Below are 15,865 nucleotides of genomic sequence, written 5' to 3'. Positions count from 1 at the left end.
GCCGAGCATGCCGCTGCCGGACGCACCGCGACCGATGAGCCTGCCCGAGCCCCTCGTCCAGGCAGTGAGCCGAGCAGCGGCGGACTGGGGAGAAGTCTCTCCGTCCCCGTTGTTCTGTCGTGCGCGGGCGTTCGCTACCATCCGGTAGGTCGATCAACCACGCTCCGTGAGAGGACAGATGATGGACGTTCAGAATCGTCTGCCGCGGGAGCGCACGGAGGCCGTCGAGCCGGTCGACGAGGGCGCCGCGGACACCGGACGCGGGGCGGAGGGGATCGACCGCCGCAGGTTCCTCGGCTACGTCCTGGCGGCGCCGACGCTGGCCGTTGCGGCCCAACTGGGCGAGGCGGCCGCCGGATCGACGCCGGCACACGCCGCGGTCGGCTCGCTGCCCGAGCTCACGCAAATCTTCGACCTGAACGACATGCTCACCGACGCCGCGCTGCCGACCGCCGGCCTCATCACCATCCATGTCCACGCCGACGGCACCGCCTCGTTCGCACTGCCCCGCGCCGAGGTGGGCCAGGGCATCACCACCTCCACCGCGATGCTGATCGCCGAGGAACTCGACCTGCCGCTGGAGAAGGTCCGGGTCACCCTCGCGGACGCGCGCCCGGAACTGCTCTTCAACCAGCTCACCGGCGGTTCCAACACCACCATCTCCACCTACACACCCATCCGGGTCGCGGCGGCGATCGCCAGGAAGCGGCTCCTGGAGGCCGCCGCCGAGCTGCTCGGTGCCGAGATATCCACGCTGACCAGCAAGGCCGGGGTGATCACCGCCCCGAACGGCCGCACCGCGACCTACGGTTCGCTCGCCGGGAAGGCCGCGAGCCCGAAGACCGTACGGGTCGCCACCGACCTCAAACCGCGTTCCGCGTTCTCGGTCATCGGCACCGCCCGCAACCGCGTCGACGCCAGGGAGAGCGTGACGGGACGCAAGCAGTTCGCCATGGACCTGCACGTGCCCGGCGCCGCGCCGACCATGGTGTGCCGGCCGCCCACGATCAACGGCACGGTGCGCTCCGTGCAGAATCTCGCGGCGGTACGGGCGATGCCGGGCGTCACCGACGTCGCGGCCATCTCCACCGGTGTCGCCGTGCGCGCCCGGACCTTCGGGCAGTGCATCGACGCGGTGCGTGCCCTTCGGGTGACCTGGGGCCCGGGAACCGCGGAACGGGCGTCCGACGACACCGTCCTGCGCGAGCTGAAGGCAGCCGAACTTCCCCTCGCCGTACCGAGGTTGAGTCATCTGGCCAAGACCGTCGAAGGCTCCTTCACCTTCCACTTCGCCAGCAACAGCGCGCTGGAGCCCAACTGCGCGGTGGCCGACGTACGGTCCGACCGGGCCGAGATCTGGGCGGCCCTGAAGTCGCCGATCGTCGCCCAGCAGGCGATCGCGGCCAAGCTCGGACTGCCGCAGAGCGCGGTCACGGTGCATGTCGCCGAGGGCGGTGGGTCGTTCGGCCGCAAGCTGTTCTCCGACGCCGCACTCGAAGCCGCCGAGGTCTCCAAGGCGATGGGCAAGCCGGTCAAGCTGATGTGGCACCGCACCGACGAGTTCCGGCAGGGGCGTACCCACCCGATGGCCACTTCGCGCATCCGCGCGACGTACGCGCTGGGCAAGGTGCTCACCTACGAACAGCGGCACACCTCCGTCTCCACCGACTTCGGGCACGGCCTGGGCGAGATCATCACCGCCACGGCCGCCAAGCTGCCCGTGGGAGACCTCACCTTCTCCGAGACGATCTTCACGCTCAGCCAGCAGACGCCCTACGACCTGGGCCTTTCCACCCAGTTCCTCAACGAGGTGGACAAGGGCTTCAACACCGGCAGCATGCGCAACATCTACTCGCCCAACGTCCGGTGCGCCCAGGAGCTCGTCATCGACCGGCTGGCGGACGAGATGGGCAAGGACCGCCTGGCCCTCCGCCGGCAACTGATCAAGGGAGACCGGGCCAGGGCCGTCCTGGACAAGGTCGCCGAACTCGGCGGATGGGGAGGGGAGTTGCCCGACGGCATGGCCCAGGGCATCGCCGTCCACCCCGAGTACCACGGCGTCGTGGCGGTGCTCGCCGAGATCGACTGCCGCCCCGGGACCACCGGGCGGCACATCCCCGACGCCTGTACGGGTCCCCGCGTCACCAAGGTCGTCTGTGCCGTCGACGTCGGCCTGGCCGTGAATCCCAAGGGCCTGGAGGCGCAGATGATGGGCGGCATCATGGACGGCATCGCCATCACGCTCACCTCGGGCCTGCACCTCAAGGACGGTGCGTTCCTGGAGGGCAGCTGGGACAACTACTTCTACACCCGACAGTGGAACACCCCGCCCGAGCTGAAGATCGTGGTCATGCCGCCGACCACCGGAAAGCCGGGCGGCGCGGGGGAGTTGGCGGTCGGCGCCGCCTCCGCCGCGGTCGCCTGCGCCTACGGCGCGGCCACCGGCACCATGCCCACGACGTTCCCCGTCAACCACTCCGGCCCGCTCGGCTTCGAGCCGCTGCCGACCGTCCCCCCGATCCCGCAATCGCCGACCGACGGACTGGACCGCGCCTACTGAAGCCGGCCCGCCGGCGGCGCGCACCAGGAACGCAAGGGCCACCAGCAGCGCAAGGAGCGACCGTGCCCGAACACACCTTCATCCTCAACGGCAAGTCCGTCACGGTGGACATCGAGGACGACGTGCGGCTGCTGTGGGTGCTGCGCGACGTCCTGGGCGTCACCGGGCCGAAGTACGGCTGCGGCCTCGGTGTCTGCCAGGCATGCACCAGTCACCTCAACGGCAAGGCGTTCAACCCCTGTTCGGTGCCGGTCAAGGACGTCCGGCCGGACGACGAGGTCACCACCATCGAGGGGCTGCCCGCCACCGTCGGCAAGGACCTGCACCCCATGCAGGAGGCGTGGCTGGCGTACGACGTCGCCCAGTGCGGCTACTGCCAGCCCGGCCAGATCATGGCCGCGGTCGCCAAGGTGAAGCAGGCCCGCGCCGCCGGCAAGGAGATCACCGAGGCCGACCTCGACGAGATCCGCAACGTCTGCCGCTGCGGCACCTACCACCGCATCCGCGAGGCCATAGTGGAGGGCGCCAAGCACTTCTAGCCCGCAACGCGCCCCAAGAAGGCGGTGCCCGGACGGCCGGGCGGGCTCGGCCTTCGGCGCCGCCCGAGGAACGGTATAACAGCGGTATGGTGCGACAAGATCAGGGCGACGGGCAGCAGCGGACCCCGGCAGAACAGCCGCCGGACGACCTGCACGAGACCGTGGAGGAGGTCACCGCGGCCGTCATGACCGCGTCCCGGCTGTTCGTCGCGCTCTCCGCACGGGCGCTCGCCGAGACCGAACCGGCCCTGACCCTGCCGCAACTGCGCACCCTGGTGGTCCTGCACGGCGAGGGCCCGGTCAAGCTCGCCGCACTCGCCGCGGGACTGGACGTCAACCCGTCGACGGCGATGCGGATGGTCGACAAGCTGGAGGCCCGCGGCCTGGTGGACCGGCAGATGAACCCGGACAACCGCCGCGAGGTCATCGTGGGCCTCAAACCACACGGCCGCCTGCTGGTCGAGAAGGTCCTGGCCCACCGCCACCAGGAGATCCGGGCAATCGTCGCCAGTCTCCCGGGCGACCGGCGCGCCGAGTTGGTACGCGGGCTGCGCGCCCTGACCGACGCCGCCGGCGAGCGGACCGTCGACTCGCTCACAGAGCGGTACTGACGAAGCGGTACCGGACGACGACCGGCGCATCGGCCGGGCGACGGGGCCTTCGCCACGATCGCCGCCGACACCGGCTTGAGCACTGCCCCCCGCGGCGCGACCCGGCTGTCGCCCGTCAGGATGGCCTCGATCGCCGCGGGCATACCGTGCCCGCGGATCTTCTCCGACCCGTAGCGCGCCCTCGCACCGATCACCAGGCCGCCCACCACCGGTGCGCCGATCACCAGCATTCTCGGCTGCGCCGTGAAGTCGCCGAGATGGGCGCCCCGGTACCTTGTTTCACCTCTGCCTGGGACGTGGCGGCCATCGCGAAGTGACAGGTCGGACAGGTGAGTTCGCGTGCCGGCCGGGAAGGTGTGGACTGGCCGACCCCGGCGATCCGGTGGCCGGGCTCCAGGCGACATGGCAGTGCCGCAGACAGACGCCGACCCCGCAGTGACGGCATACGCCCACGGTGTCGACGACCTGCTCGGCCCACGCGCAGTCGAAGCACTTCAGGAGACTCACCCGCCTCCGGTGCGCCCGCCGTCGTGGCGCAGGCGAGGCCGAAGCGCCTCGGCCTCGGTTCAGTCGTGTACGCCCCGGTGGTGATCGCTCGGGGCCCGCCGCCCAGGTGCGTGGTGGAACCGCGCGGTGAGGAGCGGCGCCGCCGACACCAGCGTCATCGCACCGGCCGCCCACAGCATCGCCGTGCTCCGCGCCAGGCAGGCCGCGACGAGCAGCACCGCGCCAATCGCCACCGCCGTGTACGCCAGGATCACACCCGCTCGCCGGCGGACCCCCGGAGCAGCCGCCGGCGCCTCCGGGGGCTCTCCCCGAAGGTGCTCAGCAAGGGTTGGTCGGCGGGGCGGACGTGATCCTCGGGCCCCGGCCCGCTGCTTCCCGCTGCCCTCGGCGAGGGTGCGCAACGGGTTCTTCAGGCGGGGGGTGTGCCTGGAGCGGCCTTCTTGTCGGTGAACAGTCTGTCCAGGTAGTGGTCGATCGCGGTGAGTGTGTCCCGGGGCTCGATCACATCGAGTTCGAGGAGGGGGGTGAAGCCCGTGAGGGCGAGCAGCAGATTGGTCTCGATCACCGGATCGCGGTCGGCGGGGACGTATCCGTCGGCGATGGCCCGGCGGATCAACTGCTCGACGGTGGCGCGTCCTTGGGTGATGCCGTCGCGCGCCCGTGCGTGGATGTGCTCGTCGTGCAGGGCCTCCAGGACGAAGGCGGCGCTCATCCGGCTGGTCGCCCGGGCGTCGGCGTGCAGCGGGAGCATCTCCGTGAGCATGACGCGGAGTACGTCGCGAGGGTGCGGTGGGTCGCCCAGCTCCGCCAGGCCGAGCTCGACGCGTCGACCGGCCTGTTCGGCGGCGAAGTCCATCGCGAACGTCAGCATCGCCTCGCGAGTGGTGAAGTAGTGCTGAAGCTGCCCGTGGGACATGCCTGCCTCGCGGGCGACCTCGCGCAGTGAGAGGTTCCCGACGCCGCGCTGCTCCACTACGCGCCACAGCGCGCGGGCGATGGTCTCGCGGCGTTCGTGGTGGTCCACCTGTTTCGGCATGGTCGGCTTTCCTGTGGGCCTCTCGGGAACTCTTTCCAATACGGCTGACATAATACATTCGCCGTGGTGGGGCTCACGGCGAAGGGGTCGGGGGAGCGGGGCGAGTGGGGAGGAGCGGGCCTTACAGTTCGTAGCGAGTGCCTGTTGCGGACTTTTCCCACCCACCCACGGAGGCTCCCCGTGTTTGCCCTGCCGCTTGATGACTGTGCCGAGCTGCGGCCCTTGGAACCCTGGCGGGCACAGGAGTTCCTCGACCACATGGACCGCGCCCGGCCCACGGTGGACCCCTGGATTCCGTGGGCGACCCGTACCACTGACCTGGCGTCGGCGGTCCAGGTCCTCCAGGGGTATGCGGACGGCCAGGCACAGGACGGGGCGCGGATCTACGGCATCTGGTCGAAGGGCGTGCTGGTCGGCGGCGTGATGTTCACGCAGTTCGATGCTGCCCTGGGGGTCTGTGAGATCGGGTGCTGGTTGGAATCGGCGGGGGAGGGGCGCGGGCTGGTGCACCGCGCGAGCCGGGCGCTGATCGACTGGGCCTTTCGCGAGCGCGGGATGAGCCGGGTGGAATGGCGGACCACCCCGGCCAACAAGCGCAGCGTCGAGGCGGCCCGCCGGCTCGGCATGCGGCGCGACGGGGTGTTGCGCAGGCAGTTCCCGTACCGGGGGGTCCGGCATGACACCGAGGTCTGGTCCGTCCTCGCCGAGGAATGGGCGGGCTGAGACCCGCCGGCCGTGCGGCTTCGGACCTGCGGTTTCCGTGCCGGGCGATGTCTGTGCCCGGCGGTGTCCGCGACGGGTGGTGTCTGTTCCGGGCAGTGTCTGTGACGGGTGAAGTCCGTTCGGGGCGGTGTCCGTGGCGGTCCGTTCAGCGGACGGTGTCGGGTCCCACCGTTGGGAGGTAGCGCGGTGCCTGCCAGGCGTGCAGGCGGTGCTCCACCGCGGCCCCCAGGGACAGGAGTGCCGCGTCCTGGCGGTTGCCGGCCATCAGGAGCAGGCCCACGGGAAGCTCGTGTACGGACCCCGCGGGTACCGACAGTGACGGGTAGCCGGCCACGGCCGCGGGGGTCGAGGACGGGATGATGTCGTTGTCACCCCGTGCGCAGTCGGTCGTCCAGGCAGGCGGATTGGTGGGTGCGGCGATGGCGTCCAGTCGATGGGCGGCCATGGTCTCGTCGAGGGAACGGCGGGCCAGATCCGTCAACTCGCCGCGGGCGGCTCGGTATTTCGGGTCGGTGGTGGGCGGCGCGGCGAGGGCCTGCTCGAAGAGTTCCTGGCCGGCGAAGCAGGTCCGTTCCGCCGGGTGGGTGCGGTTGAACGCGATCAGCCCGGCGAGGTCCCGCGGTCCGTCGCGGGTGGTGAGATAGGCGTCGATGTCCCGGTGGAACTCGCTGAGCAGAGTGGGGATTTCCAGTTCCGCGATGCGCTTCTGGTACGGGGGCGTGACCTCGACGACGGTGGCTCCCGCACTCCGTAGCCGCTCCGCGGTGCGGGTCAGCACTGCGTCCACCGCCGGCCCGAGTTCGGGCAGTCGCCACAGGCCGATCCGTTTGCCACGCAGTCCGCCGGAGCGCGGCGCAGCGTCCGGACGGCCGGCGGGCGTGCCTGGCTGCGCGGCCTGGTCACCGCTGAGCACCGCCAGGGTGAGCGCTGCATCGGTCACGTTGCGCGCCATGGGGCCCGCGGTGTCCTGCTGTGCCGAGATCGGGACCACGCCGGTCCGACTGACCAGTCCCAGACTGGGCTTGTGGCCCACCACCCCGTTCATCCCGGCCGCACACACGATGGAGCCGTCTGTCTCGGTGCCGATCGCCACCTGTGCCAACGACGCGGCCAGCGCGGCGGCCGAACCGGCGGACGAGCCACACGGATTGCGGTCCAGTACGTACGGGTTGTGGGTCTGCCCGCCCACCGCCGACCATCCCGAAGTCGGCTTTGTGGAACGGAAGTTGGCCCACTCCGACAGATTGGTCTTGCCGAGGATCACCGCGCCCGCCTCGCGCAGCCGGGTCACCAGTGCGGCGTCTCGGTGCGGCGGGCGGCCGGCCAGCGCCAGCGACCCGGCCGTGGTGGGCAGGTCTCGGGTGTCCACGTTGTCTTTGAGCAGGACGGGGATGCCGTCGAGCGGGCCGAGGGTCGTGCCGTGCCGGTGCCTGGCGTCGCTGGCTGCTGCCTGGCGCAGCGCCGTCGGGTCGGTGCGCAGCACCGCATGGACCTTCGGATCGACGGCCTGGATCCGCCGCAGATAGGCGGAGGTCAGCGCCTGGGAGGTCAGCGCGCCGTTCGCCATACGTGCCTGGAGTTGCGGAATCGTCACGGTGTCCAGATCGACGTTGTCGAGCTCCACCGAAGAATCCGGCACGGCCGCGCACAGCGAGCCCGCGACCAGGGCGGCAACCAGTGTGGCAGCACTCCGCTTTCTCATGCTCCTCATGCTCGTCATGAAGGGCAGCGCACTACGGGCCGGTGGGCCGGCACAAGGGACTTTCGCGCCGCAACCGGCCCGTGGCGCCCGGCGCTGCCGCGGCGGCCCGGTCCGTTGATCTTCCGGGCGGTTGGGTGCGGGATACTGTTCCCCGTAATTGCTGGCACTGGTGGGGGTGCGGGTGCGACCGCTGGCGAAGGACGATCCGCGAGAGATCGGGCCGTTCCGAATCATTGGGCTGTTGGGCGGCGGCGGAATGGGGCGGGTCTATCTCGGCCGCGCCGGGGACGGGCGGACGGTGGCGGTGAAGACCGCACGCTCCGAACTCGCCGACGACCACGGCTTCCGCAAGCGCTTCGCCCGTGAGGTGGCCGCGGCCGGGCGGGTCGGGGGACCGTTCGTGGCGCCGGTGGTCGATGCCGCGCCGCAGGACGACGTGCCGTGGATGGCGACCGAGTACGTGCCGGGTATCGCGTTGAGTTCCGCCGTGCACGACATGGGGCCGCTGGCCGAGCGCACCGTGCGGCTGCTGACGGCCGGTCTGCTCCAGGCGCTGTCGGCGGTGCATGGGCAGGGTCTGGTGCACCGTGACCTCAAACCGTCCAACATCCTGCTGACCGCCACCGGCCCTCGTGTCATCGATTTCGGCATCGCGCACTCCGCCGCGGACACCGCTTTGACGGTGACCGGCACCGCCCTGGGCACCCCGGGCTTCATGGCCCCCGAACAGCTCGTGATGACCGGCCCCGACATCACGGGCGCGGCGGATGTCTTCGCGCTCGGTGGCGTGATCGTCTACGCGGCGACCGGCGACGGCCCGTACGGCAACGCAGAGCCGCAGGTGCTGATGTACCGCACCGTGCACGAGCAGCCGCAGATCGGCCAACTTCCGGGAAATCTGGGCGAGTTGGCGACTGCCTGCCTGGCGAAGGACCCGGCCCGGCGGCCGGCCCTCCCCGAGCTCGTCGCGCGGCTGGGTGCACCCGGCCCGTACGACGACTGGCTGCCGGAACCCCTCGCCGGGCAGCTCCACCGCCTGTCCGCACAGCTCGGCGACCCCAGATCCCACGACACCTCCTCCGTGCGCCCGCCGGTCGAAGGGCCCGCCGGCGCCGCCCGCGACTTCGGTGCGCTGCCGACCCGCACGATGGCGGCTCCCCCGAAGCCCCCGCCGCCCGACGCACTGCACCAAGCCGCCACCCGCCCAGCTCCGTTGCCCGGGACGGACGGCCCGCACCCGCCCCCGTCCCCGGGACCGAGCCGTCGGCGGGTGCTCGCGGCACTGTCCGCCGCCGGTGTCGCGGTGGGCGGCGGTGCGCTGGCCTGGACGCTGTGGCCGGAGGGCGGGAAGCAGGGCACCGGTGGCGCGGGCGCGGCGGGCAAGCCCGGCGGAGGCGCGAAACCATCCAGCGGGCTGCCGCGGGCGATAGCGGACAAGGGCATCATCACCGTCGGCTCCGACATCAGCTATGCGCCGATGGAGTTCCTCAGCGCAGGTAAGCCCGCCGGCCTCGACGTCGACCTGGCCGACGCCCTCGGCCGTGAGTTGGGCGTGCGCTGCACATTCCAGAACGCGACCTTCGACTCCCTGCTTCCCGGCCTCGGCCAGGGCCGGTTCGACCTGGTCATCTCGGCGTTGGTCGACACCAAGGACCGCCAGGGCGGGCAGACGGGCGGGACGAAGACCGGGGGAGGGGGCGACCTGATCGACTACTTCCGGGCGGGGCTGTCGCTCGTCGTACGCAAGGGCAACCCGGACGGCCTCGGCAAACCGGAGGACGTCTCGGGCCGGCCGGTTGCGGTCCAGCGCGGCTCCGCGGCCGAGAACTACCTCGACGAACTGAGTCGGCAGCTCCCCGCGCAGCCGACGCTGCGGAAGTTCGACTCGGCGGCCGAGGTCTACGACGATGTCGCCCAGCGCCGGTCCCTCGCCTGCCTGGACGACTTTCCGGTCGCGGCCTACACCGCGGCGACCCGGGCGGGCGGCGGCGCCTTCCAACTCGTCGGCGAACAGATCGATCCGGTGCCCTACGGCATCGCCGTCGCCAAGGCCGATACGGAGCTGCGCGACGCCGTGCGCGAGGCGCTCGACCGCCTCATCCGGACCGGTGCCTACGCGAAGATCCTCCAGCGGTGGCACCTCCAGGACGGCGCGGTGGAACAGGCGGTCGTCAACGGCGGGCAGTAGGGCGTCCGCACGCGCCCGCCACGGAAGGGCGCAGGAGCGGCGAGCCCGTCGACTCGACGGCGGCGTCGTTCGCGTATGCGGAGGTGGCGCACCTGATGGCGGCCGAGCCCCGCACGTAGAGGGAGGGGCGGCAGGTCGGATACGGGGCGAACCGGGCGGTGCTACTGGGCGGTGGCGAAATCCTGCGTCCAGTAGTCGCCGGGCTGTGCCAGGCCGACACCGATCTCCTTGAACGAGCAGTCGAGGATGTTGCGCCTGTGTCCGGGGCTGGACATCCAGCCGGCCATGGCGCTCTCCGGGGTGGCGTATCCATAGGCGACGTTCTCGCCGTAGGTGGTCCAGTTGTAGCCGGCGCTCTTCATCCGGGCGCCCGGGTCGGAGCCGTCGGATCCGGTATGCGACATTCTGCGGTGGTCCGCCATGTCCTGGCTGTGGGCCTGGGCGGCTTTTGTCAGTTTCGCGTTGACGGTCAGCGGGGCGCAGCCGGCCTTGCCGCGCTCCTTGTTGACCAGCTCCACCACGCGTGCCGCGTCGCCGGAGGTGGCGGCGGGGGTGGCCGAGGCGGCCATGGCGACGGAGGGGACACCCAAGGCGGCTACGGCGAGGGCGGCAACCGTCAGCCGCCGGTGGTTGCTCTTCCTGCGGTGCTTCTTCATGCCTGACCTCACTCGCTCGTCGCGTCGATGGCCGACATTCTGGGAAGTCCGGGCGAGGCGGGCAATGGGCACTACCACTAGACGGGGTAGTTGCTCGGCCACCCCTTGCGGTGCGCGGGTGGTCGTGCTGTCCCGCACACCGGTGGGCCTCGTAGGTGCCTGGCGCGTCGTCAGGGGTGTGGGGTGTGCGGACAAATGACCGAAAGGGGGCGAAGGGCGGGGCGTCGGCGTCCCGGGTGGGCCTCATCGTCAGATCAAGTCGGACAAAGTACCCTTTGTCGCTGTGGTGGGAACTACTATGCACGGTAGTTCGTGACGGGGTCGGTATGAGGGATGTCACGGGCGGGTTGCGGCGCCCGGAACGGGTCGGGCAAGGCCATCCACCCCTGGTCGGCGCTTGCCGTAGCTGACCGGTCCGGCGCCGTCGAAAGTCGTTCGTCGCCGACCGACGGTCACGCCTAGGATCGATCATGCGCCCGATCGGCACCGAAGCCCGATCGGCACCGATGTCTGAGGGACGATGAGCACGTCGCACGAATCCGTCTGCCGCCTGCTGAGTGGCGAACCGCTCCGGAAGTCGCTGGACACGGCGGATCCCCAGGCATGGGTGGATTTTGATCTCGCGGTGCGGTCGCTGCCGTATGTGCGTCGGGAGGCGCTGCGTTCCCTCACCGGGCTGCGTGATCACGCTCACGGGACGCTCGGTGAGTCGCAGCTGGCCGTCGCCCTGTGCCATCCCGACGGCCGGGTCCGCGAGGCCGCTCTGGAATGGGCCCCCGCCGTCCCGGCGCTTTTGCCGCTGGTGGTGATCCGGTCTGCGGACTGGGTGGCCCCGGTGCGTGAGCAGGCGCGAGAGCTGCTGGCAGATCTGCTGCCCGGTGTCGTGGGCCGGGCGATGGCCCCCTTCGCCGCGCTCGTGCTGCGCATGGCATGTCGTCAGCACGGTGACTTCGCACAGTCGCTGTTGAAGCGGAGCCTCGTGGCAGGGCCACCCGAGGCCATCACCACACTGCTCACCAGCGACGACCGCGCCGCGCGCCGCTTCGGCCACCGCCTCGCCGTCGAACAACAGATGCTCTCGCCCCTCCGACTGGCCCGGATCGCCGCATCCGACGACGATGTGGTCATCCAGGACCTGTGCGCCGAGGCGGCGTTGGCGGCGGTGCGCGAGGGCGCACATGAAGAGGTGCTGGAGCCCCTGCTCGAATCGCGGCAGCCGCAGGTCCGAGCCGCAGGCGTGACCGCGCTGCGGCGGACCGGGCGCTTCGCTCAGGCCGAGTCCTTCCTCTCCGACCGCTCCGCCCTCGTACGAGCCTGCGCACGCTGGGTCCTGAGAAAGAGCGGCACCGATCCGCTGCCGCTCTACCGCGCCCTGTGCATGGATCCGGGCGACGAAGGCCCCCCGCCCGGTGCCGCGTTGGGCTTGGCCGAGTGCGGCACCCGCGCGGACGCGGAACTGCTGTGGCCGCTGACCGGCCACCCCGTCGCCGCAGTGCGTTCTTGTGCCGTCGCGGGCCTGCGGGTCCTGGATTCGGCCGAGTCTGCGCGGCTTCGCCCGCTGGTGGACGATCCGGCGCCGGCCGTGGCCCGCGAGGTGGCAGCCGCCCTGATTCCGGACGCCGGCCGGCTGCCTGCGTCATGGTTGGAGACGAGACTGGACCCGGCGCGGCCCGTACACACCCGTACCGCGGCCTTTCGGCTGCTGTGCGCCCAGGGTGGTGTAGTCGAACTACGGACCGCGCTGAGCCTGTTGACCGACCAGCACCCGAAGCTGCGCTTCCGTGCCGAACAATCCGTACGCCGCTGGACGCCGTCGGCGACCACCGCGCTCGGCGACCGGGAACTGGCCGCACTCATCGACCGGCATGCGCCCGCACTCGGCCACCGGACGGTGCTTCTCCTGCGCCGGCAACTGGGTCTCATCAGCTGACGCCAAGGACGACGGTCCCGTACCCGCCCGGGGCCAGTGCCCCGGGGGCGACACCGTCTTATGGCAGGGACTTCTCCACGGCCGCAGTGTAGGCGCGGAAGGCGGCGTTGGGCTTGCCGTTCGTCATCAGAGCGTCGCGTTGCGCCCTGGTGATCTCCAACTGCACGCCCATACCACGGCCGTTCCGGTTGGTGATGTTGGCCGGGTCCACGCCCTCGAGCTTCGGTGGCAACTTGTCCGGGGCGTTGAAGCCGGCGGCGCGCAGCTGGGTGCGGATGCGGTCCCGCAGCTGCTTGTCCTTGCCCCCGACGTATGTGGCCGGGGCGTCCCCGGCCATTCCGTGCCAGGACACGGTGTGGCGGGACGCCTTGACGAGCTGCAGTGCCTTCGGCTCGTCGAAGTGGGTGGCGGTGATGTGCAGAACGGAGTTCCCTGTGGGCTTGATGCCCTGGAAGGAATAGAAGGAGTCGTTCTTGCCGGCGGCGCTCTCACGGGCGAGCTCGGTCGTGCCGGCCTCGATCTTCCCGCCGTGAATGGCGATGTGGGCCACTCCCGTCGTGCCCCGGTGCACGGTGCGCAGGTAGTCGACCCCCTCGGTCTCGTGAGCGGCGAGGTCGGCGTAGTTGCGGTAGGTGTCCGAGGACGCCGCGGTGGCCAGGGGGGCGTCGAGCGCCAGGAGGAGGGCGGCGACGCCCACGGCTCTGCCGATGGTGGTGGCCTTGGCGGGACGGGTTGGGCACGACGTGCGGTGCCGCTGACGCGACATGGTGAGCTCTGCGGTCGGCATGCGGTTCTCCTTCGAGGGCGTTGGAAGGTTCGGGGGAAGAGGGAATCCGGAGAATCCGGAGCGCTACGCCGGGGCGGTGGTGGCGCCGGACGCGATGATCGGGGGCCGGCTGCCGGTGCGCCGGCTGCGGTTGCCGACGAGGGCAACCACACCGGAGTGTCATGGATTGCCCCTTCATGGGGGTGAGTGCCCCAGAAGGCTACTTGACGACTTCTTTGCCTTTGACTCGGGGTGGACCACTCCGAGATCAGTCGAGTGTCCGCCAGGTGGGCATTGTGGCAGATTTGCCGGAAAGTTGGCGCTTGATGTAAACCATATGTGCCCTTTACCTTTGCTTTAAGGTACCTTATGTCTGCTTTGTGTGGCTGGTGGTCGCGATGGCAACGATGGAGAACCGCCGTCGCCGTCGGCTCCCTGGCCATGCTGGTGTCCCGGGCGGGTTCCCGACCCCAAGGGCAGCGGGTGACCGCGCGGGTCGCGCTCGCTGCGGGCCGGCTCCTGATGCTCGCCGCCGCCAGGCAAGCGGCCGATCGCAAGGTCGCGGCTCTGAAGAACGCCGACCTTGTCGTGACCGCGGTGAGCGCAAGGGGGTTGGCGCTGCGCGGCACACCCGGCCGCCCGCCACGCAATTTTGTTCATCCAGAAAAGGGAAATCATGCGACAGGTAAGAAGGATCTCGATCGTCGCCGCCGCGGGCCTGGCGGCGACCTGGCTCACCGGCTGTGCCGGTGACGTCAAGACGGAGTTCGAGAAGCTGGACGCCAAGGAGTTCGAGGTTGTCTACGAGGTGACCGGGAGCGGCGTGCAGACCATCACTTACGAGGACGGCGCCAAGGGGGAGACCTCCTCGAAGGACGTCGAAGCACCTGAACTGCCGTGGAAGAAGGAGGCCACGATGAAGGGCATAGCCGCCGCTCCCAACGTCAGCCTGATGCTGGGTGAGAAGGGAGGCCAGGCGGACTGCGTGATCTATGTCAACGGCAAGGAGGCGAAGCGGGCCACGGCCAAGGGCGAGTTCGGGACGGCCACCTGCGTGGCGGTTTCGCCGGCCGGCAAGGACTCGTAGTCGAGGGGAAGGGGGAGCGGGCGGTCGGTGGGGCGTACCCGGTGGGCGGCGCGCCTGTTTCAGGTGGCGCTGTGCGGGTGCCCTGCCGTTGCCGAGCGGGGTGGCCATGCCTGGGGGGCGAGGATGCCCAGCACGTAGGCGCGGGCGACCAGGGCGCAGCGGGTCGGGGCGTCCAGCAGGTCCCGGAGGCGGCTGAGGTGATAGTCGACGGTCTGCCGCGAGAGGTGCAGCTGGGTGGCGATCTCGGCGTTGCTGCGGCCGGCCGCCAGCAGGGAGAGGATCCGGACCTGACTGGCGGTGAGCGGCGGGTGCGGCTCGTGGGCGAGGGCCTGGTGGGTGACCACGGCCCAGACACCGACGGCGCGGGAGCTGGCGCGGCCCACCGTCGTCAGGTGCAGCCGGGCGCGGCGCTGCCGGCCGCGGCCGTCGAGGAGGACGGCGGAGGTCTGAAGGCGGCGGTGCCGGCGGGTGACCAGGGCGCGCCAGTCCCGTGCCAGCGCCGGTAGTTGGGGGTCGGCGGCGAGCAGGGTGTCGGCCCGGCGGCCGACGAGTTCCGAGAGCCGGGTACCCAGCAGTTCCGCGGCGGCCGCGCTGGCCTGGAGGATCCGTCCGCCGGCGGAGAGCAGGGCGCACGGCAGCCCGCTGTGGTCGCGAAGCGCGCAGAGGCTGTCCTCCGCCTCCCGGCGCTGGTGCAGGGCACGGGTGTAGTCGCTGATGTCGATATAGATTCCGGCCACGCAGGTCTCGGTGCCCTCCCGGACCGGGAAGCGGTGCCCGGCGGCGTGGCCGCTGCTGCCGTCGGCGCGGTGGTAGGTGAGGGTGTGCCGGACCGGTGTGCCGCGGGCGAGCACGTCCTGGTCGAGTGCCAGCACCCGGTCGGCGTCGACCGGGGCGTCGACGTCGCGGACGTACTTGCCGATGACGTGTTCGGGCGTGGTGCCGTAGAGGTGGGCATAGGCGTGGTTGGCCCAGCGGTAGCGGCCGGCGGCGTCCCGGATGAAGGCCGCGGCGGGTGCGAGGTCGGCGAAGGCGTCGTAGCGGCGGGTGGCGGCGTCCGCCGGGCCGACCTCGACGGCCACTCCGCGGGTGCGGTCCGGACGGGGCGCGTCCAGGGGCCAGTTCACGTCGAAGAGCCGGCCGTCGAACCGTGCCCGGCGGTGCCGGCTCCCCGGCGCGGCGGAGGGCGCGGGCGACTCCCGGCGCAGGGTGTCCAGGAAGCGCTGGGCGGTGCCGGTGTCGTCGAAGGCCCCGCCGCCGCTGTCGATCACCCGAAGGTCGCGGTCGGCCTCCCACCAGGACACCGGGAGGTGTGCGAGCAGTGACTTCAGACCGGTCTCGTCCACGACGGCCTCTCTGTGCGGAGGAGTTGGCGGGTGCGCGCCGCGGCCTTCTCCGGCCGCTCGCACGGGCATCCGTATCCCCGGCCCGCACGGCGTATGCCCGGTTCTCGGCCGATCTGACGCGCCTCCTCGCGCGCCGGCACCCCCTACGGCATCACGGAACCTTCACGGTCGCCCTACGAACCCCTCAACTCTGGCATTTGCCTGAGGGGGTGGGGCC

13 protein-coding genes are annotated in these 15,865 nt (G+C 71.0%); 7 read left to right on the top strand and 6 right to left on the bottom strand.

Going from position 1 to position 15,865, the window contains the following annotated elements:
• Positions 1–178 precede the first annotated feature (178 nt).
• The 3 genes from K2224_RS20330 (at position 179) to K2224_RS20320 (ending at position 3,710) form a co-directional block, all read left to right on the top strand.
• Complete coding sequence (locus K2224_RS20330; protein ID WP_221907930.1) at positions 179–2,560, top strand: molybdopterin cofactor-binding domain-containing protein; 2,382 nt, start codon at positions 179–181, stop codon at positions 2,558–2,560.
• A 62-nt stretch (positions 2,561–2,622) separates the two neighbouring features.
• The gene (locus tag K2224_RS20325) at positions 2,623–3,099 is read left to right on the top strand and encodes a (2Fe-2S)-binding protein (RefSeq protein ID WP_221907929.1); all 477 of its coding nucleotides are present in this window, start codon (positions 2,623–2,625) and stop codon (positions 3,097–3,099) included.
• A gap of 86 nt (positions 3,100–3,185) precedes the next feature.
• On the top strand, positions 3,186–3,710 hold the full coding sequence (locus K2224_RS20320; RefSeq protein WP_221907928.1) for a MarR family winged helix-turn-helix transcriptional regulator: 525 nt from the start codon (positions 3,186–3,188) through the stop codon (positions 3,708–3,710).
• A gap of 566 nt (positions 3,711–4,276) precedes the next feature.
• On the opposite strand, the gene K2224_RS20310 is transcribed toward K2224_RS20320, so the two are convergent.
• Both K2224_RS20310 and K2224_RS20305 read right to left on the bottom strand, forming a co-directional pair.
• On the bottom strand, positions 4,277–4,450 hold the full coding sequence (locus K2224_RS20310; RefSeq protein ID WP_221907927.1) for a hypothetical protein: 174 nt from the start codon (positions 4,448–4,450) through the stop codon (positions 4,277–4,279).
• A 176-nt stretch (positions 4,451–4,626) separates the two neighbouring features.
• Positions 4,627–5,253 carry a TetR/AcrR family transcriptional regulator gene (locus K2224_RS20305; protein ID WP_221907926.1) on the bottom strand — a complete coding sequence of 209 codons (627 nt, stop codon included), beginning with the start codon at positions 5,251–5,253 and terminating at the stop codon, positions 4,627–4,629.
• A 180-nt stretch (positions 5,254–5,433) separates the two neighbouring features.
• Between K2224_RS20305 and K2224_RS20300 the strand changes: the two genes are divergently transcribed.
• A complete protein-coding gene (locus tag K2224_RS20300; protein ID WP_221907925.1) occupies positions 5,434–5,976 on the top strand; it encodes a GNAT family N-acetyltransferase in 543 nt (180 codons plus the stop codon).
• A 145-nt stretch (positions 5,977–6,121) separates the two neighbouring features.
• On the opposite strand, the gene K2224_RS20295 is transcribed toward K2224_RS20300, so the two are convergent.
• The gene (locus K2224_RS20295) at positions 6,122–7,678 is read right to left on the bottom strand and encodes an amidase (RefSeq protein WP_221907924.1); all 1,557 of its coding nucleotides are present in this window, start codon (positions 7,676–7,678) and stop codon (positions 6,122–6,124) included.
• A gap of 157 nt (positions 7,679–7,835) precedes the next feature.
• Here K2224_RS20295 and K2224_RS20290 point away from each other — a divergent pair, with 157 nt between their 5' ends.
• The gene (locus K2224_RS20290; RefSeq protein WP_221907923.1) at positions 7,836–9,866 is read left to right on the top strand and encodes a bifunctional serine/threonine-protein kinase/transporter substrate-binding domain-containing protein; all 2,031 of its coding nucleotides are present in this window, start codon (positions 7,836–7,838) and stop codon (positions 9,864–9,866) included.
• A 161-nt stretch (positions 9,867–10,027) separates the two neighbouring features.
• Here the strand turns inward: K2224_RS20290 and K2224_RS20285 are convergent, their stop codons facing one another.
• On the bottom strand, positions 10,028–10,522 hold the full coding sequence (locus tag K2224_RS20285) for a CAP domain-containing protein (protein ID WP_221907922.1): 495 nt from the start codon (positions 10,520–10,522) through the stop codon (positions 10,028–10,030).
• 520 nt (positions 10,523–11,042) lie between these two features.
• Between K2224_RS20285 and K2224_RS20280 the strand changes: the two genes are divergently transcribed.
• A complete protein-coding gene (locus tag K2224_RS20280) occupies positions 11,043–12,452 on the top strand; it encodes a hypothetical protein (RefSeq protein ID WP_221907921.1) in 1,410 nt (469 codons plus the stop codon).
• A gap of 58 nt (positions 12,453–12,510) precedes the next feature.
• Here K2224_RS20280 and K2224_RS20275 read toward each other — a convergent pair whose 3' ends face one another.
• Positions 12,511–13,239 carry a poly-gamma-glutamate hydrolase family protein gene (locus K2224_RS20275; RefSeq protein ID WP_221907920.1) on the bottom strand — a complete coding sequence of 243 codons (729 nt, stop codon included), beginning with the start codon at positions 13,237–13,239 and terminating at the stop codon, positions 12,511–12,513.
• Positions 13,240–13,894: 655 nt separating this feature from the next.
• On the opposite strand from K2224_RS20275, the gene K2224_RS20270 reads away from it, so the two are divergent.
• Positions 13,895–14,305 carry a hypothetical protein gene (locus K2224_RS20270; RefSeq protein ID WP_221907919.1) on the top strand — a complete coding sequence of 137 codons (411 nt, stop codon included), beginning with the start codon at positions 13,895–13,897 and terminating at the stop codon, positions 14,303–14,305.
• Between the two features lie 59 nt (positions 14,306–14,364).
• On the opposite strand, the gene K2224_RS20265 is transcribed toward K2224_RS20270, so the two are convergent.
• A complete protein-coding gene (locus K2224_RS20265) occupies positions 14,365–15,648 on the bottom strand; it encodes a PAS domain S-box protein (protein WP_221907918.1) in 1,284 nt (427 codons plus the stop codon).
• Positions 15,649–15,865: the final 217 nt, after the last annotated feature.

Source organism: Streptomyces sp. BHT-5-2 (assembly GCF_019774615.1).
Taxonomy (GTDB): Bacteria; Actinomycetota; Actinomycetes; order Streptomycetales; family Streptomycetaceae; genus Streptomyces.
The sequence above is the reverse complement of the archived record's forward strand: the minus strand, read 5'-3'. Positions and strand labels throughout refer to the sequence as shown.

Coding starts and splice junctions, on each gene's coding strand:
- K2224_RS20305 (WP_221907926.1), bottom strand. CDS start 5,253: ATGCCGAAACAGGTGGACCACCACGAACGCCGCGAGACCATCGCCCGC.
- K2224_RS20285 (WP_221907922.1), bottom strand. CDS start 10,522: ATGAAGAAGCACCGCAGGAAGAGCAACCACCGGCGGCTGACGGTTGCC.
- K2224_RS20295 (WP_221907924.1), bottom strand. CDS start 7,678: ATGAGAAAGCGGAGTGCTGCCACACTGGTTGCCGCCCTGGTCGCGGGC.
- K2224_RS20280 (WP_221907921.1), top strand. CDS start 11,043: ATGAGCACGTCGCACGAATCCGTCTGCCGCCTGCTGAGTGGCGAACCG.
- K2224_RS20275 (WP_221907920.1), bottom strand. CDS start 13,239: ATGCCGACCGCAGAGCTCACCATGTCGCGTCAGCGGCACCGCACGTCG.
- K2224_RS20270 (WP_221907919.1), top strand. CDS start 13,895: ATGCGACAGGTAAGAAGGATCTCGATCGTCGCCGCCGCGGGCCTGGCG.
- K2224_RS20330 (WP_221907930.1), top strand. CDS start 179: ATGATGGACGTTCAGAATCGTCTGCCGCGGGAGCGCACGGAGGCCGTC.
- K2224_RS20320 (WP_221907928.1), top strand. CDS start 3,186: ATGGTGCGACAAGATCAGGGCGACGGGCAGCAGCGGACCCCGGCAGAA.